At 38.3% G+C, this 18,476-nt stretch carries 12 protein-coding genes and 1 pseudogene; 10 read left to right on the top strand and 3 right to left on the bottom strand.

The features are described 5' to 3' along the window. From GVN16_RS25650 to GVN16_RS25610, 9 genes and pseudogenes are all read left to right on the top strand, one after another. On the top strand, positions 1–609 hold a 609-nt coding region (locus GVN16_RS25650), incomplete at its 5' end, for a hypothetical protein (protein WP_205748997.1). Then, complete coding sequence (gene drt3b / locus GVN16_RS25645; RefSeq protein ID WP_166566835.1) at positions 606–2,873, top strand: antiviral reverse transcriptase Drt3b; 2,268 nt, start codon at positions 606–608, stop codon at positions 2,871–2,873. The genes GVN16_RS25650 and drt3b, both read left to right, overlap by 4 nt. 402 nt (positions 2,874–3,275) lie before the next feature. Beyond that, complete coding sequence (locus tag GVN16_RS25640) at positions 3,276–4,445, top strand: DUF6438 domain-containing protein (protein ID WP_166566834.1); 1,170 nt, start codon at positions 3,276–3,278, stop codon at positions 4,443–4,445. A gap of 99 nt (positions 4,446–4,544) precedes the next feature. Next, positions 4,545–5,303, top strand: a complete 759-nt coding sequence (locus tag GVN16_RS25635) for a toll/interleukin-1 receptor domain-containing protein (protein ID WP_166566833.1) — start codon at positions 4,545–4,547, stop codon at positions 5,301–5,303. A 161-nt stretch (positions 5,304–5,464) separates the two neighbouring features. After that, complete coding sequence (locus GVN16_RS25630; RefSeq protein ID WP_166566832.1) at positions 5,465–6,373, top strand: hypothetical protein; 909 nt, start codon at positions 5,465–5,467, stop codon at positions 6,371–6,373. A 255-nt stretch (positions 6,374–6,628) separates the two neighbouring features. Continuing rightward, complete coding sequence (locus GVN16_RS25625) at positions 6,629–7,183, top strand: GNAT family N-acetyltransferase (protein ID WP_166566831.1); 555 nt, start codon at positions 6,629–6,631, stop codon at positions 7,181–7,183. A 163-nt stretch (positions 7,184–7,346) separates the two neighbouring features. After that, positions 7,347–7,745 (top strand): annotated as a pseudogene (locus tag GVN16_RS25620) (DUF6934 family protein); the annotation flags it as partial. Positions 7,746–7,756: 11 nt separating this feature from the next. Beyond that, on the top strand, positions 7,757–7,912 hold the full coding sequence (locus tag GVN16_RS25615) for a hypothetical protein (RefSeq protein WP_166566830.1): 156 nt from the start codon (positions 7,757–7,759) through the stop codon (positions 7,910–7,912). 174 nt (positions 7,913–8,086) lie between these two features. Then, positions 8,087–10,375: a GH92 family glycosyl hydrolase gene (locus GVN16_RS25610; RefSeq protein ID WP_166566829.1), complete on the top strand. Its 2,289-nt coding sequence runs from the start codon at positions 8,087–8,089 to the stop codon at positions 10,373–10,375. 157 nt (positions 10,376–10,532) lie between these two features. On the opposite strand, the gene GVN16_RS25605 is transcribed toward GVN16_RS25610, so the two are convergent. From GVN16_RS25605 to GVN16_RS25595, 3 genes are all read right to left on the bottom strand, one after another. Continuing rightward, on the bottom strand, positions 10,533–14,231 hold the full coding sequence (locus GVN16_RS25605; RefSeq protein WP_166566828.1) for a M12 family metallo-peptidase: 3,699 nt from the start codon (positions 14,229–14,231) through the stop codon (positions 10,533–10,535). A 411-nt stretch (positions 14,232–14,642) separates the two neighbouring features. After that, the gene (locus tag GVN16_RS25600; RefSeq protein WP_166566827.1) at positions 14,643–16,469 is read right to left on the bottom strand and encodes an asparagine synthase-related protein; all 1,827 of its coding nucleotides are present in this window, start codon (positions 16,467–16,469) and stop codon (positions 14,643–14,645) included. A 27-nt stretch (positions 16,470–16,496) separates the two neighbouring features. Then, a complete protein-coding gene (locus tag GVN16_RS25595) occupies positions 16,497–16,658 on the bottom strand; it encodes a hypothetical protein (RefSeq protein ID WP_166566826.1) in 162 nt (53 codons plus the stop codon). Positions 16,659–17,115: 457 nt separating this feature from the next. On the opposite strand from GVN16_RS25595, the gene GVN16_RS25590 reads away from it, so the two are divergent. Next, positions 17,116–17,526, top strand: a complete 411-nt coding sequence (locus tag GVN16_RS25590) for a VOC family protein (RefSeq protein ID WP_166566825.1) — start codon at positions 17,116–17,118, stop codon at positions 17,524–17,526. Positions 17,527–18,476 lie beyond the last annotated feature (950 nt).

The following is an 18,476-nucleotide window of genomic DNA, read 5'->3' as shown; positions in this document are numbered from 1 at the left end:
GATAAAATATTACAGTCAAAAAAAGTAATTGAAAAATCAAACAGCATCAATTTCTTGGGTTATAAAATAGGTTCATTAAAAAGTACATTCGATAGCACTGGTACTTCAACCGGAACTTCTTCTCTCAAAACGACCTATGAACTTTGCGTTCATCTATCAGATAACAAAATTGACAAATATTTAAAAAAAATACAACTGTCGTTTAAATACTTTGACAAAAAGAAGAACCACAACCGAAAATACGCTTTTAAATTGCTTTGTGCTAGAATTGGTTATCTTACATCTAATACCAAATTAAAAAATAATAAAGACAAAGTGTTTGTAGGGATTTATTTCTCAAATCCTTTTTTAAATAGTCACACTTCTTTAGAAAAATTACAAAAAAGATTAAAGTGGTACATTTCTAGGGCAAAATTAAGTGCAGTCGAAAAAACAATAATTGAAAATTATTCATTTATTCTTGGCTTTACAAATAGATCTTTTCATTTTCTGCCATTAAAAAATAAAAAATATAAATCTCATAATCGAAAAAAAAACGATGTTCCAAATAGAAACAATAAAGGCATTTTGCAATTTGGACTTGCAGAAATTAATTCAATTTGGAAATGAGAAAAAGAGCTAGTAAAAATATTGGTTACAAAAAAGAAAGGGTTGTGCTTTCAGACATTCTCCCTTACGAAGTCCCCCCTTTTTTTTCAAACAGATACTTTTATAATTTCTTAATTAATCATAAAATTTCAATTGTAGGGGATGAAATCAGATTTAAAAAAGATCGTTCAGGAACGTTAGAAAAGTTAATTGCCATTTTATTTGGATTAGGCAACTCGAATAAACCAAAAAAAAACAGCTCCAATTATGACTATTATAAAATAGATTTAGAGAAATCACTAGTTACAATTCCTTTCAAATTTAAGGTTACTCATAAAGACAATGACTTCAGAGAACTGACAGTAATTCACCCTATTAATCAACTACATTTAATTGGTTTTTACGATAAATATAGAAATACAATTTTAGATAACTCTTCATTAAGTAAGTTTTCTTTGAGAAGAGCAGCAAAGGTATCATCTCTGAAGTATTTCAAAGATTCTTCGAACAAAAGTAGAAAATCAAAAAGTCCGGAAATTGAAATTATTGAGACAACCGATAAAGAATATACAAGCTTAAAAACATTTTTTTCGTATAAAAAATATAGTAATATATATAAATTCTATGAATCATATGAGTATCAAAGAGCAGAAAAGAGATTCGACAATTTATTAAAATTTGATGTCTCCAGATGCTTTGATAGTATCTATACACACACGCTTCCATGGGCATTGATAAACAAAAAGATAGTTAAAGACAATATCTACTCTGCTAAAAATTCATTTGGCGGCAAATTTGATAAAATTATGCAGCAAATGAATTACAATGAAACGAATGGGATAGTTATTGGTCCTGAATTTTCAAGAATTTTTGCTGAATTAATTCTTCAAAGAATTGACAGGAATGTTGAAAAAGCTCTGAATGAAAAGGGCTATAGATATAAGGAGGACTACGATGTTTATAGGTATGTAGATGACTTTTTTGTTTTTTACACTGACGAAAAAATTAAATTAGAAATACTTAATACGTATAAGCTAAAATTACAGGAATACAACTTATTCTTCAACGAATCTAAAACAAAAAATTTCACTAAACCGATTATTACAAATATTACAATTGCGAAGGAAGAAATAAGAAAGCTTGTTGAGTTTTCAATGATTTTCCAATTTTATGAAAATGAAGCCAAAAGTCAAATTGGTCTGAAATATTATTCTTCCAAAGACATTATAACAAACTACAAGCTAATTCTTTCAAATACCGAAACAAGTTATAAAGATTTACAAAATTATTTTTTATCTATTATATTTAACAAACTAAAAGGGCTAATAAAAAAGATTCAAATTGAGCAAGAAGTGTTATTTGACTTGTTTTCTCAAAAAAGGTTGAAAATATTAGAGATTAATAGTTCATCTGGAGAAGAGAGAGAAGAGAATGAGAAGAAATTACAATCTACTAGAGAAAAACAAGCAGATCAAGAAAAAGTACTTAAAATTTATCATCAACAGCTTTATAAAAACCTTAATGAAATAATCGAGTTAACTTTTTTTATCTATTCGGTTCTACCACGAGTTACTTACTCAATAAAGGTGTGCCATATCCTATTTAGGATAATAGATTTTATTAAAAATCAAGAAAGCACAAAGAAAGCTTATCTCTCTAAAATACCTTATGTCAATGATGATGAATTAAAATTCATTGCCTATGATTTCGACAAGAAACACAATTTGTTTAAAAAAATTTTTGACGGCATCTCTATTGTTTTCAAAAGAAGTTCGTCATCTGAATATGCTGAAGTTGAAACTCTTTATTTGCTACCAATAATAAATGAATTAGGACATCATTATCAATTTGATGAGATACTACTTACTAAGCATTTTAACGTTAATATAAACACCACAAAACTAAATTATGACATAAATTATTTTACAATAATATCATTACTTAATCATATAAAAAGAAATTCAAAATTCAATCATTTGAGGCAAAAATTGCAAGAAATTATTCTTAAAAAATTTACTAAATTTGAAAGCAATAACGCAGAAGATACATTCCTATTAATTGATGTATTAACCTGTCCTTATATTTCAAATACAGATACGGACGCAAACAATTTCAGAAAAAAAGTTCTAAATCAAATTAAATTCTTCGATAACGGCACTACTAATTCTGAAAAACAAAATATTATTGAAAACATAGGGGGAGTTTATTCTAATTTGTTTTTTACCTGGAAAGGTAGCGATATCGGAATAGAATTAAATACTAAAAGAGGCCATAGTGTTTACTAAAGATCATATGGGGCAAGCAATTAAAATTGTAACTCTGAACGCCTTCAAATTTTTGGTGCAGACGGTAACCAATACACACAAGCCCTAAAAAACTCTTAGAGTTTTATACGGACAGGGATGGAGTCCTGTCCTATTTTTTTTTATTAGAAAATGTATTTATTCATAGCTACTACATTTGAATAAATAGTTGATTATTTACATGCCTTTTCCCCAAAATAGACTCAGGTACTTCCTCCAACTCAAACCTCAACTTCACATTAACTCTTTCTATAAAGGCGTTTTGTTTTCTCAAAAGCCCCAGGAGATCATGCACGGCATCCAATATATTAGACAATTTTGAATAATAAAATGAGTGTCTTTTTTTATATTGTAACATTTTTATATCCTTTCCCTAAACCTTACATGAAAACGCAAATCATCATTCTTCTGCTTTCAAGCCTCTCGCTCATCTGTTGCAAAACTACCGGAGAACATAAGGCCGATGCAAGGTTGAGAGAAGCCATTTCCGGCGACTGGGAGGAAATTATTGAAGGGGATGATTTGCCAGTACCTTTCTTTATTTCTCCTGAGGGAATGAGCATATACAGCGACAGTATCGAGTTTTACACTGGTTTTTATAAAGACGACGAAACTACGGGTAAAAGAACAAGTAGACATTTGACCAATTTTGTTCCATATAAAACGAATGAGGGCAACATCATCATCAAAGATCCAATAAGTGGTAAATGGAGAGCAAAATGGAAATTTATCGGCAAAAAAAACGACACGCTACAACTTGCCGTTAACGATTCAACGATCGTCCGATACAGAAAAATTTTAAATAAACCTGACATCTTATCTGACTTCGATCAGATTATTTACTCCAGTTCAGGCTGTTACGGCACCTGCCCGATCATCGACATTTCGGTAAGCAAACAAGGGAGCATTTTATTTCAGGGAGAAGGATATGCAAAGCCGTTGGGCTTTTATTCGGGCCGCATTGATGCAGGGATGAAGGATTACATTTTTGACAAATTCAGACGAGCAAATCCCTTGAGACTAAAAGACTACTATGCTGCTAATCACACGGATGATGAATCGCTGACTACAACATTTATTCAGTCTGGGAAGATAGTTAAGACCATTCATGACTATGGGAAAAAAGCAACAAATGAATTGATTTGGGCCTATGTACCGATCTCTACCGTCCACGATCACATTAAACTTGACAGCCTGCCTCCAGACCAACCCTACTACCCAAAACTCCGTTACTTTGCATTTGAAAAAAATGGACGATTGCTGGAGCTCGAAAAGTCGGAAAGCTTCTTCCTGTGGACTGAACTCATAAAATCAAAACATACCAACAAGACATTTAAACCAAGATACAAAGTCAGCTTCACAGGTAATTACGCTTACTGGGGCCCTGATCCGAATAAAAAAGCATACCAGCATTCCATTAAATCAATATCAACAGACGGCCAATTTTTTACATTTGAATTTAGTGACAGGCAGCCGGCGACGACCTATGATTTGGGATACAACTTCGTAGACCGCAACTTTAAACCGGCTGACTTCAGGCGGAGAAGTGACTAGGCAGAAAATAGATTGTGTAAGACGTTATATATATATTCGCCCCCGGTAGTTCTTCTACCACAAAAAGCCCTTTTAACTTTTATCTAAATACATTTAAATATGCCCCTGACAGACAAATTAAAACTTGTGAGGAATACCGCTTCAAAACTTCAGCAAAATCATACGACTGCGAACATTAATATATTGCTGAGTGAATACGGAATTAAAATAAAAGAAACAAGTTTTGTCCGCGACAAGAAAGGGTATGTAATTGATCTACTCCAGGACCAGTCCGTGGAAACAATTGTAAACCTGGCAAAAAGTCTGGGTCTAAAAATTCCGGAAAGCTTAAAATCCCTACACATTGAAGTTCCTCATAAAGCTGATAAGATATTTATAAGCCATTCAAGTTTAGACCGTAAAATTGTGGAGCAAATCATCGACACTTTGGAAGCTATTGGTGTCCCTAGTGACAAAATATTCTGCAGCTCATTTGAAGGCTATGGCGTAAAATTAGGTTCCGATTTTCTGGAAACAATAAAGAAAGAATTAAACAATAATGTTTTAGTCCTGTTTGTTTTATCTACTAATTTCTATGCAAGTACAATAAGTATCTGCGAAATGGGTGCCACGTGGGTTAAGACCAATAATCACATACCCATTCTTATCCCTCCCTTTGAATACGTGGATGTCAAGGGGGTAATTCCTACTACCCACGGAATGAAAATTAACGAAAAGGATAAATTCAACTCTTTGAAGGAAAAAGTCGAGACCTTGCTACAATTACCATCTGTAATACCAAATGTTTGGGAAAGAAAAAGGGATAAAATTCTTAAAGAGATTAATTTGATTCTTGCATCTGATTACGAGTTATCCTAGTATCTAACTATTGCAAAAAAGACCCGTCAAAAGAAGAAGAGGGTCAATTTTGAATTTTGAATGAGTAAATTATTGGATGATGGAGACCTTATTTAGTTAACTTAGTGATAGGATTAATTAGGAAGACCACGTAAAGCAGAAGACCACGTAAAGCAGTTGATATGTTAAAATTCATAACAAAACTTCTGGTGTTATTCATAGTAAGCACTAATTGTAATGATTTATATGCCAGTCCGCAACTTCCTGATTATATCATTTACAAAAATGATACCCTTCCTACTTATCATTTGCTGGTAGAGCAATATCTACAGAAGAAATACCCCGGTGACGAAAAATTGTTCGGCCTGAGTTTCAGAAACACCTTGAATAAAGATGGCAGCGTTCTTCTCAGCTGCTGGAGAGGATACCAGGCAATCTATAAAATTGAAAACGACAGTTTGTTTTTAGTCTCCATCATTGACTGTGGCTCGATTAAAAATTTCAGAAAGGGAGAGTCAAATGCTAACTTGAGTTTAATCTTTAATGACAAAGTAAAAAATGGCAAGGTATTCATCGACTGGTTTAAAGGAGATATAAGTTTTCGTCTGAAAGACAAGCCCAATGAAGTAATCAGATGGGACGGAGTTTTTGAAGTCATTTATCGTTTCGAAACTTTAATAAGTAGTAGAAATGGTAAAATAACAAAAGAAGAAATCGTTGAAAACTATCTGGACGACCCTGACAGAATAAACAGAAAAAGCAACTACAGTGAGCTTTCTGATATATCAGACGTTCTTTTTGAGAAAATCAAAAATTATAAATGGACCAGGCAAAACGAGTTTGATTGTTCCGAAACTTATAAAATCAGGATCAGCATAAATGGAAAAATCGACCGGGTTACCATGCTCCTTACTGATAACAAATGGAAAGACTTTTATAGCAGAAAAGAATACAAACACTGTATCAATTTCGTCAAAAAATCATTGAGCGACCTGCAATTCGACATCGTGAAACGGAAAGGAAAGCCCATCACAGAATATGTCTTTCTTAAATTGTGGTTTGACGAAGACAGAACAATTGAAAAATGGTGATTATATTCAAGCCATTTTAAGCAAATACTCACAACGCCTACTTCAAAAAATAAAACCTCTCCGTGTGCTCACACAAAGTAAAAATATGTAAATTCGACTATGAACAATATTTATACGTACGAAATACTTAAAAATAACTGGTGTACAATTTGTACCCCAGTTGAAATGAAGGCCACAGATGGCAAAAAAAAGGTGTGGGCATAAGAGGCTAAAGATCTGCTCAGAATCATCCAGTCTTCAACCAATTAAAATCAAATGATCCTCGAAACCCAAAGACTCATTATCCGAAGCTGGCTGGAAAAGGACCTGGACGACCTGGTCGAGGGATTGAATAACCTCAATGTGTCCAGATGGATGGCTTTTGTGCCTTTTCCTTACACAAAGGAAGACGCGGAGCGGTGGATCAGCTATTGTATGAACAACGACCAAGATGGTAATAAGGGCGGGTATGAACTGGCTGTCGAGTTAAAATCGGCTCATAAGGTGATCGGAGGCGTCGGTGTTTCGGGCATCAGTAAAATTCACGGGACCGCCACAGGGGGCATTTGGATCAACGAAAGTTTTCATGGACACGGCTACGGGAAAGAGACATTTGCCGAAAAAATACGGTTTGCATTCGAAGACCTTGGTCTTAGAAAGCTGGAAAACGGCTTTTTTACAGGAAACGAAGCCTCAAAACGCATGCAGGAAGGGCTTGGATATAGAATAGAAGGAATAAGACGTAAGAAATATCGCTGTATGGCCGATGGAGAGTTAAAGGATGAGGTAATTACGGGTTTATTGAAGGAGGAATGGATTAGACGGTTATAGATAGTTATACACTATTAAGGCATTCTAGTATTTTAGATTTTTTTTGATTTAATTGCCGTTGCCGGCCAATAGCAGCGGCACTTTTAAATAATCCTGACTTTTAATCCCCATACTTTTGAAAGACAATGAAAACAGAAAAATATAACCTGAAAGCAGATTCACACGTTTCGAATTTATAAGCGAAGGCTCGAAAGGTGTAATACGAAAGTTGATTGAATTTCAGGAAACGACGATCCCCGGTGTTTACAATCTGGCGTTTGGAGACTTTAACCCTCAAACACAACAAATTGATGATTTAGCTGTTTCTGATAATGGAGATACTGAGAAAGTCTTAGCAACAGTTGTCGATGCTGTTTATACATTTTTCAACAAATATCCGGATGCATATATTTATGCAACGGGAAGTACCAAAACCCGGACAAGATTATATAGAATGGGAATAACGAGGTTTTATGATAAAATGAAAAAAGATTTTTATCTTTATGGACAAATTGGTGACGATTTCGTGGAGTTTAAAACCGGCACAGCATATGATGGATTTTTAGCACAAAGAAAATTTTAAATACTACAATAATGAAAACATTAAAAAATATATCCAGACAAAACCTCCCACTGGTGGTTGTAGACAAAAATCTCGACAAACTACGTGACAAAATTATGTTTCCTGAAAAATTAGAAAAGGCCAACAAAACCCTTTCAACTGCAAAACTTCCGAAAAAGAAGCCGTAAGCCTAAATCCCTGCTCCGCTAACTGGTGGAATATCCGTTTCTATACCCTCATCAGTGTATTACAGTTTTTGATCGTCTCAATCAGCACCAACCCTCCAATTTTCATACATTCCCAAATTTATAAACCTACCTTTCAACTTATCCCCTATTTTTACGCTCCTAAACCAACCTGATATGCGTAGACCTCTTTTACTGATACCTTTTTATGCCCTGGCCGTTTCGGTGAGTGCCCAGAAAAACAACCTTATCCAATATGTGGACCCGCTCATTGGTACTGCCAAAATGGGACATACTTTTCCCGGAGCTACGGTGCCGTTTGGTGCGGTGCAACTAAGCCCGGATACAGATACCGTTTCTTATGATTTTGGTGGTAAATACAATCCTGAAGTGTACACCTTCTGTGCCGGATACCGTTATCAGGACCCTAATATCGTGGGTTTCAGTCATACGCATTTCAGTGGCACGGGGCATTCCGATCTGGGTGATTTCCTGATCATGCCTACACAAGGTAAACTGCAAATGAATCCCGGCACCGCCACGAACCCGGAAACAGGTTTCAGGTCGAGATACAGCCATGCCAATGAAAAGGCAGAACCCAATTATTACAAGGTACTGCTGGAGGACCACAACATTCAGGCGGAGCTGACCACCAGTGCCCGCACGGGTTTTCACCGCTATACTTTTCCTAAAAAAGACGAGGCCCACATCATCCTGGACCTGATTTCGGGTATCTATAACTATGAGGCCAAAAATGTGTGGACAGTGGTGAGCATCCTGAACGACAGCACCGTGACAGGCTACCGCCAGACCACAGGCTGGGCACGAACTCGCACCGTCTATTTCTCAATGACCTTCTCCAAACCTTTCAAATCATACGGCAGCAAAAATTACGACAAAGCCCAGGCTTACAAGGGTTTCTGGCGGAAATTCAACCAGGAAGACAACTTCCCCGATCTGGCCGGACATCAGCTCCGTCTGCATTTTGATTTTGATGCGGAAGCGGGCGAAGCCATTATGGTGAAATTTGCCCTTTCACCTGTGAGCATGTCGAATGCCACGGCCAACAGGCAGGCGGAAATCCCTCACTGGAACTTCGACAAAACCAAAACCGACGGCCAAACCCTCTGGGAAAATGAATTGGGCAGGATCACGGCGAAACTTCCTGAAAAGAAAGACTATGTCAATTTCTATACGGCGATGTACCACGCCGCCCTGATGCCCACCGTATATATGGACACGGATGGCAGTTATAAAGGCCTTGACCATGAGATACACCAGGCCAAAGGTTTTACGAATTACACCTCATTTTCACTCTGGGACACGTTCCGGGCTTTTCATCCTTACCTTAACATCGTCAATCCGTCGAGGAACGCCGACATGGTGCAGTCGATGATGGCACATTACCAGCAAAGCAACCTGAAAATGCTGCCGATCTGGTCACATTATGCCAACGACAACTGGTGCATGAGCGGTTACCACAGCGTATCCGTCATTGCCGATGCGATCATCAAAGGCGTGTACAAAGGTGACGCCAACGAAGCCCTGCAGGCCTGTGTAGCCACCGCCAGGCAAAGACGTTACGAAGGCATAGGCGTTTATATGGACAAGGGTTACATTCCGTCCGAAACCAACAGCACCTCAGTATCTAACACGCTTGAATACGCCTACGACGACTGGTGCATTGCCCGGCTGGCGAAACACCTGGGAAAAACAAGTATTTATGATGAGTTTATCAAACGCTCTGAAAACTGGAAAAATGTTTATGATGCTTCTATCGGCTTCATGCGTCCGAGGCTTGCAGACGGCAGTTTCAGAAAGGATTTTGATGTGTTGGAAACCCACGGACAGGGTTTTATTGAGGGCAATACCTGGAATTACAGTTTGTATGTACCGCATAATCCCGAAGCCCTGATGCAGACCATGGGCGGCGAAAAGAGACTGGTGCGTTACCTGGATTCGCTCTTTACGATGCACCTGCCGGATGCGTTTTTTGCGAATACGGAAGATATCACCCGCGAGGGCATCATCGGTAACTATGTGCATGGCAATGAACCTGCCCACCACGTGGCTTACCTGTACAACATCACTACTCAGCCCTGGAAAACCCAGGAAAAGATCAGGATGATTCTGAAAAACCAGTACGATAACGGGTCAGACGGTCTGCGAGGCAATGACGACGCCGGACAAATGAGTGCCTGGTACCTGTTTAACAGCATGGGCTTCTACCCGGTTGCTCCGGGTTCAGACGAATACTGGCTGGGCAGTCCCCTGGTGCACAACGCCGACATCCGCCTGGAAAACGGCAAAACGTTTTCAGTAGAAAGCATTAATCCCGGCGAAAAGAACGTCTACGTACAGAAAGTCCTGTTAAATGGCCAGCCGCTGAAAAGCCTCCGCCTTAAACACGCGGACATCGTCAACGGCGGCAAGCTGCAGTTTTTTATGGGGAGTAAAAGGCCGTGAAGTGGGAAGCGATTGACTGTAAGCAATAAGCTGCAGGCGATAAGTTATAAGCTTTAAGCTTTTTGAGGTTTGCGAAGTCTGGATTTGGCTAAGCAATAAAAAAAACTGCAACGCAAAGAGCTGCGTTGCAGTTTTTTTTATAACTACCTCGATCCCTCTATTGTTTCAACAATTTCCTGACCAGGACGTCTTCTTTATTGCTTGCTTTCACGAAATAAACACCGGATGGGTAACCTGATAAACTAACGCTTAAGCGATGCGAATCAGACATTTGATCCAGCATCCATTTTTTCAGGATTTTGCCATTTATATCCGTCAGCTCAATGTGCACCGGAAATACTTTGGAAGAAGTCAGCCGAATCTCCACCATCTCGTGAGCGGGATTGGGAGCGATAGTCAGCTCCAGGTTTCCCGGCTTATCGTCAGGTTCATTAGCCAAGGGGGTTTCGATGCTTACCTTAACGACATTTGAAGAAGCGGTACAGCCCTGAGATTTCACCTCAACGGAATAATTCCCTGATTCTTTTGCCTCGTAAATGGCTTCTGTAGCTCCGGGAATATTTAAGTTGTTAACTTTCCATTGATAGCGAGCACTATCGATTTTCGCTACTCCCAAGCTTATGGTGCCCGGTTTATAGATAACTTCCGGAGTAGCTGGAGTAACAATAGCTGCCAGTTTTCTTTCAGATACTATATAGCCTTGAGAACTCAGCTTGCAGCCATTGTCGGTCCTAACTGATACAGTATATGTACCGGTCTCTTTTACTGAATATTTGCTTGAATTAGTTCCTACAGTGTCCAGCCCTTTGAACCATTGGTAAGAAAAAAAATGACTATCCATTTCAGGAACTGACAATACCGTACTCTCTCCTGAACAAAAAAATGAATTCCCTTTAATTTCAATTTCATTTAGAATATCAAACGCTTGACTCTCCTTACTTTCAAGCCAATTCTCACCCATACTATATTTAAAACGATATCCTTTACCTCTGGTACTTCCAGGAATAATAAAACTGATCTCACCATTTGAATAAGAAGCATCTAAACGACGGAAATTGCTTGACGAGGAATCTGAAAGATATACTTTTAAATTATTTTGTTGAGCATCTCCTTTTGGAGGCAAACTAACACCCACTTGGAATCTAATTCTGCACCCCGCAAAAATGGTTTTTTGTTCAAAACCAGCTATAATGCTTTTATTATCAAATTCAAGGAGCGACCCTGGTGCTTGTAAATATGACATTTTCTGTTTGTCGTCAACAACAGGATTAAAAAAAAGCGTGTGTAATCCTCCATAAGAATAACGAGCCCACCAATTCTTACCATCTGTTTCCAAATATGCATAAGATTGCCATGGGCCTATAAAAAAGTAAGTGTGATTACCTGACTTATATACCGATTGGACAGAAATTTCACCGTAAGTATTAATATTAGTCATCTCGCCTGTCATATCATCAATTGCTTGAATAGATCGTCCGTAGATTGATTTATGTCTCCCTCCTTTCTCATTTACAAGTATCAAACTATCTCCATAAATAATATAAATATTCCCTTCGTTGTCTATGTGCGGGGAAGAGTATCTAGTTTTGGTAAAAAGCTCTGAAGTAGCAGAATCATCATTCCATTTTGCACCATCGTAAATCCTGACTCTAACATATGCTCCTATATAGACCGTTACCCAAAGATTACCTTCTTTATCAGTTCTTAACAATATCCTTTGTCCTTCGGTAATATCACTTCCTTCACTTATATCTTTAAACTCCTTTCCATCATATTGAAAGATCCGATTGGTATTTTGTCCATTAAAATAGACAATATTTTTGTTTGAAATCGCTAAATGCTCTGGACGCCCTTCAATAAAATCTTTTGTCCATAATGTGTGGGGGAAGCTTTTCCAACTTCCATTATAATATGTCATCAGACCATTAGAAACTCCCACCCAAAGTCTTCCATCGTTGCCTTGCTTTATAAAATTAACATCGTAGGACATTAATTTTTCAGGTCCTCCAGGAACGATTTCTTTTTGCTCACTTCCATCGGAGGAAATTATGTACATACCTCCATTTCCATACATCCATCTGTTATTTAATTTATCTAGAAAAATATTATTCATTGTTGGATTAAATGGCAGAATAGAGTTTTCATAATTATACATCCTCCATCTTTTCTCATAACTTGTCCTAAAATCAGAAGATATCCAATCCGAACTATCAAGGCCTGTTTTTACCTTATAACGATAGTAAAAAGTTTTATTCGGCGGTAAAGAATCTACAAACATTGTATTGAAAACCCAACCGTTGGCTGATTTTCCCTTGTATTCATAATGCAATCTCTTTTTGACAAGAATCTGGTTAAATTTACTGCTTTCAGACAATTCCAGATCATATGTTTTACTAAGATTCTCTTCCCTAAACCAAAAGTTACCTATGTTAAAAATTCTGTCCAAAAAGTTTAAAGGAACATAGCTACCAATCGAATATGGATATTTATACAAATCCGTTTTAGGCTCTATTTCCCCAAGTTGAGCTTTGCTCCATAACGATGAACTATTATTATTAACAGCTTTAACTCTCCAATTGTACCTCCCATAGTCATTTACCATTTCCCCTAACCGAAAAGATTTATTTGAAATAGTCTTTTCAAATAAAATCTTGCCATCCCAAGCATCTGAGAATTGCACTACATATTGCTCGGCATCGTTGATAGATTTGAAAGACATTATTTGATCTGCTCCTTTTTTAACATCATTCACTCTATTTATAATGGGAGTCCTCAGTTGCTCTTGCGAATGAGATCTAAAAGAAAATACTCTCGACCATTCTCCGTTACCTAAATGATTTTTAGCTCTTACCCTCCAATAATATGTTGTACTTCTTTTTAAGCTCTTCATCATATAAAACGTATTCTCTTGAACAAGCGTGTCAAGGACAATCTTAGAGAAATCATTTGTTTCCGCAACTACTACTTCATAATTGTTGATTTTTTCAACGGAGGACCAAGAAAAAAAGTCTGTAGGATAAAAATCAGTCATATTATTCCTTGGATAATAAGGTGAAACTACTCCTTTTGGCTTTTCGTCCATTCTTTTTAAAAATGGGTAGCTTATCCGTTGGATTACATCAACACTAAGTGGATGAAAACTAGGCACTTGATAACCGCAATAGCTCATAGCAGATCCCCAAATAGTACTTATAGAACCTTCACAATCCCATTCGGGTGTCCAACAGACTTCAATTGGGCCATCTGGCCATTCACAGGAATGTGTGTGTGGAGAACCCAATACATGTCCCAATTCATGCAAAAATAATGAAGGATAAAAATGTGGTGAGTGCTCTTGAGTAAGGAGCTGAAATGCGGCATAATCATCTCCTATTCCAGCTAAACCTGCAATTCCGGAATAGGGTTCTTTATTCCTAATTGTCCACAACATCATGACATCGCGTTTTATATCTGATCTTTTCGCATATTCTTGGCGAAATTTCAAAAAGGAAAGATATGAATTATACCCTTGAGGTTTTGTTAAAAATTCAATGTAGCTTACATTTACCCGAATGTTCAATTGGGCTTCTAAAACTTGGGATGAAGCAAAACGTATTGCGTTATATATAGATTCCTTGATCGCATTAGTATCCTTATTAAAAAAGTTATAAACAGTAGAATCTATAACGACGGCTAGTCGTAATTCTCTTAGTTCATCCTTTGCTAGTCTTGCAGACTTGACAGGCCGAGCCGATCTTACTATATTTAGCAGCTCTGGACTCAATTCTTCACTTGTTCCACATATAAACGATTTCTCGTTTTGTTGACCAAAAGTAAACTGAACCAGAAAAACTAGATAAAAAAAGAGGAAACGCATTTTCATAAGGATAATGATAGTCTTAACGAAGTAAGAATATACAACGTTATCAAACAACAAGGCTTTTGCTTACCAAAAATGACATACGAAACATTCGGCAATATATTAAAAAAACCACCTTCCACAAAACAGGAAAACAAAGAAAGCGGTATTTTGACGACTCGGGGACAACACTACCGGATTCAGAAAAGTATATCAGTAATGGTGCTTTGTATACGCTCAATTATTGAAAACTTTACATACGGTTTCTTTCCAATGATATTTTATTAAAGTCCAAGCCTTAATTCCACATTTTCATCTTTATTTTTGGCGAAGATGAATAAGCTTACTAAAAAGAATCCTCCTGAAGCCATTGTATAAAATTGCTGACGAAAGATTTTTGCAGGTACTGGCTGATTAAAACGCCCGCCACTATTGCTTCAAACTTTCCACATAGTCCAGCCAGATGCTCGCGTAGATAACCCGAAGGGCAATAACGACGGCATCAAAGTCGGCCGTTTTGTTAAGTATTCTTGTTGCCAGTTTGTCGAAATTGTCTTTGTCAACAAGCTCCCAGATAGCATGATTTCTGTCTTTGCCGGCTTCTTTTTGCTGAAAAGTTTCGTACATACTTTTAAAAGCTACTTCTCCGTATTCACCATAAGACCCTTTTATTACACGGTTTTTAATTTGTTCAGGAAGATAGTTTTTCATGGCCTCCCGGATCGTCCCCCGCAATATCCCTTTGCTAAATTGTAATTTTAAGGGGGTGTTCAGGGTTAAAGAAAGCAATTCTGTATTATAAAAAGGATGCTCCTGCTTCATTGATTTTGCTCGCAGATAATTGAAACCGGCTTCGCTCCCTCTCACCGATAAGGCATAATAAAAAACACTGATCATACTCTTTTGTGCTGCAGACAATGGTTTGTTTGTGAGTTTATCCGTATCCAAAGCAATGAGATCATTAGGCTCTTCATCTGCTTTCTGCCAAAGTGCAGGCTTAAATATGCCACTGCCGGCAGCATTTTTCTTTTCTTTTTTTGCTTTCCAATACCTGAACATTGTCTCAAAAACCTCGCCGCCCCAACAGGAAAAATAGCGGTTCAAGACCCATATCGTTTCAATTGAATTTCTTAAACTGAAGTTTTGCTTTGCCTTTTTCAACATAAAGTCACAAGCAAACTTCTTCACACTTTCAATGACACCGGATGCCACCCAAAAGAAATGAAGAACATCCTGGTTTTTATAAAAATCGTACCGGATATCCACAAACCGGTAGATGGCTTCCTGCAACGCCCTCCATTTTTTTTGCTTATACAATTCGTCCAGATACCCCTTTCCTATACCTACCACCTGATCTCCCCCCCTGCCGGAAAGCAATCCATCGATGTGGTTCTCTGCGAAAAAATCAATACTGGTCGATAACATCGAACTCGGCACCAGCATGGCTTCCGGTACGCCGGTTTGCCTGATGACTTCTTCAGAAATTTCATAAACATTTTGTGCCGGTTTAACATTTTTATGGGTGGTTTTATACCTCCGCAGCATCATATCTACAAATTCCTGTTCAGAGGCGAGCACAGAATCAATGTCGTAATAGGAAGTATAAATTGGTTTTTCAGATACCGAGCCTGTTACTGCCAGAATGGAAGAAGAATCGATCCCTCCGCTTATATGGATACCAAGCCGTGAGAAAGGTCTGACTGCGTTTTTAACAGACTCTGTAAAAATCTGTTCAAAATGTCTGATATAATCCTCCTCATCAAGGCCTTTGTATTTCTCAACATCTATTGGTTTTGCCGGGAAGATTCTATCCTCCTGCCCATCTTCAAGCAGTAAAACATGATTCGGTAAAAGGCGATGAACTCCTTCAAAAAATGTCTGGTTGTCAACGATAGAGATCTTTTTCGCCGGGTTTAAGAAATCTGCCAGGTGCCTGTAATTAACCAAGGCGGCCATTTCTCCGGAAGTAACAACATCATTAATAGAAAAAGAAAACAAATACCTGTTTCCGGTATTGGCATAAAACAGGGGAGTTAAACCGAAAAAATCACGGTAAGCAATAGTTCGTTTCCGGGCATAATCGATCAATACAAACGAAGTATCGAATGTAATTTCACTATAAAACATTTCGCTTTGGGTGTAAGCCTCTATAATAGCCTGTGCAGACCACGGCTTAGCACACCAAAGCGATAGTTCCCCGGAATAGTGAGTACCCGTGTACTTTCCGTCAAGGAAAACCGGCGGCAAATTATTCATTTTCGGTAATGAATAATTTAATGAGACTTAAGCTCCATTTTCAAACTCAGACGGGCCTCCGTCAGGGAAAAGAGAACCACCGCCCATGGTTAATTTTGAAACTTGTCCAAATTTTGTAAGTTTTGGGCTTTTGTAGGCACGCTTTGGCGTACCAATCTCAATAAAGGGGGCTTTTTTTTGTTTTTTCATGTTAAACATTTTTTGTAAGAAATTACCACATCAGGTATATTTTACATATAGCTTATGTAATCATTTAGACGTGAAGGGTCACAAAAAGTAACATAAGAGTGTGAAAAATTAAACAATCTCCCGCATTAAAATAGTGCAGTCATCAAAAAAAAACCTCATCAAAACACTGATTATAAACACATTAAATAAAAAATACAGCTTATTCCTCGAGCATTGAAATAATTAAAATATTTTGTCATATGTGACTTCCCGACTGTTTTATCTGTGAATTGAAGCGGAAAAAGAACCGTTTAAATCCGCAGGGATTGTTGCTGCCGGAAGTGATTACACTCATGACGCGTTTCAACAGATCATATTTTAGTGACTTTAGGGCTTTTAACAGTACGAAGGCGAAACCTCCGCTCAACAGAAACGAAAATTCACTAAATTTGAAAGCGATGAAAACAAAAAAATAACAATGCAAAATAAACTGACAACCCTCACCCCATTCCTCGTAGTTAAAAACGGCAAAGAGGCGGCGGAGTTTTACAAGGCTGGTTTCGGTGCGGAGATTCTCGACAGATTTGAAGGGCCTGACGGGCGGCTGACAGCCAGGATCAGTGTGGACGGGGCAGAATTCTGGATGGGCGACGAAGAACCGGAATACAACAACCTCAGTCCTGAGACCGTGGGTGGCACTGCCGCACGGTTCGTCCTGACCGTTGAAGACCCGGATGCCCTGTTTACTAAAGCCATGAACGCCGGAGCAAAGCAGATATGCCCGATGACTACAGAGGAATTCTGGAGGATAGGAAAACTCTACGATCCGTCCGGCCACATCTGGGAAATCGGCAAGCCGTTGGACAGCTCTCCAACGTCTCAGACGTAAGCGGGCGTCCCGCGGTCTATGACCGCCTACAGGTCCGATATTCGGGCTAATAGTGCCAACTTTAGCCCTAAACTTCCCAAATCCTGATATTTCTGATGCTCAATTTCATGTTTTACCTTCAAATTGGCAGTCCGAGCTCCAATTTGGCAGTCAAAGCTCTAACATTGGCAGTGCGAGCTCCAATTTGCCAGTCAAAGCTCCAACATTGACGGTCCGAGCTCCAATTTGGAGGTAAAAGCTGTAATTTGCGAGTCAAAGCTCCAATATCGGAGCTTGATAGCTCTAAATCGGAGCTCTGATGCTCTAAATTAGAGCCTTAGGGCTCAAAATTCGAGCTATCGAGCTCTAATTTGGAGGGTGACAGCTCTAAATCAGAGCCCTGTTGCTGCAATTTAGAGCCCTTGGGCTCCAAATTGCAGCATTATAGCTGTAAATCAGAGCTATGAAGCTCTAATTCAGAGGTTTGAGCTCCAATTTTGCCCCGCTCAACGACCTCTCTGACGTAAAGAGGGGGACGGCCAGTCGGGAAAATGCGGTCTCTGACCTTTGCCAGAGGGCACTAAAAGTTAAAAGCTAAAAGTCAGAATCCCGGATTCATATTATTCCGGTCAGAGACCGGATGACACCGTCTTCACGTCGGAGACGTTGGACAGCGATCATAAATTCCTGAGCAAACCAATCCACTTATCAGATTATTTATATTTTCTCATGATTTCTCTGCCAAATCATGTCCTGTATTTATTATTTTTTCAGTAATATTGTTAGTCAGTTATTTTAAATCCATTTTGTTTATTTTGAAGCGAAACAGATAAAGGAGTGGATGATTATTGACAAGCTTTCACCCTGCCCTGCCAATGGCCTGAGGGCCTGATGGTTTCACTCCCCCGTAGCGAAACCGCTTCTCCTGATAAACAACATGGATTTACTCATAAAAGACACTCATTACGCTC

This window comes from Emticicia sp. CRIBPO (assembly GCF_009905725.1).
Taxonomy (GTDB): Bacteria; Bacteroidota; Bacteroidia; order Cytophagales; family Spirosomataceae; genus Leadbetterella.
The sequence above is the reverse complement of the archived record's forward strand: the minus strand, read 5'-3'. Positions and strand labels throughout refer to the sequence as shown.

Bases quoted from the DNA above. Each gene is read 5' to 3' on its own strand.
- GVN16_RS25615 (WP_166566830.1), top strand. From the start codon at position 7,757: ATGAAAACATTAAAAAATATATCCAGACAAAACCTCCCACTGGTGGTT.
- GVN16_RS25595 (WP_166566826.1), bottom strand. From the start codon at position 16,658: ATGAAAAAACAAAAAAAAGCCCCCTTTATTGAGATTGGTACGCCAAAG.
- GVN16_RS25640 (WP_166566834.1), top strand. From the start codon at position 3,276: ATGAAAACGCAAATCATCATTCTTCTGCTTTCAAGCCTCTCGCTCATC.
- GVN16_RS25590 (WP_166566825.1), top strand. From the start codon at position 17,116: ATGCAAAATAAACTGACAACCCTCACCCCATTCCTCGTAGTTAAAAAC.
- GVN16_RS25600 (WP_166566827.1), bottom strand. From the start codon at position 16,469: ATGAATAATTTGCCGCCGGTTTTCCTTGACGGAAAGTACACGGGTACT.
- GVN16_RS25625 (WP_166566831.1), top strand. From the start codon at position 6,629: ATGATCCTCGAAACCCAAAGACTCATTATCCGAAGCTGGCTGGAAAAG.
- GVN16_RS25635 (WP_166566833.1), top strand. From the start codon at position 4,545: ATGCCCCTGACAGACAAATTAAAACTTGTGAGGAATACCGCTTCAAAA.
- GVN16_RS25605 (WP_166566828.1), bottom strand. From the start codon at position 14,231: ATGCGTTTCCTCTTTTTTTATCTAGTTTTTCTGGTTCAGTTTACTTTT.
- GVN16_RS25610 (WP_166566829.1), top strand. From the start codon at position 8,087: ATGCGTAGACCTCTTTTACTGATACCTTTTTATGCCCTGGCCGTTTCG.
- GVN16_RS25630 (WP_166566832.1), top strand. From the start codon at position 5,465: ATGTTAAAATTCATAACAAAACTTCTGGTGTTATTCATAGTAAGCACT.
- drt3b (WP_166566835.1), top strand. From the start codon at position 606: ATGAGAAAAAGAGCTAGTAAAAATATTGGTTACAAAAAAGAAAGGGTT.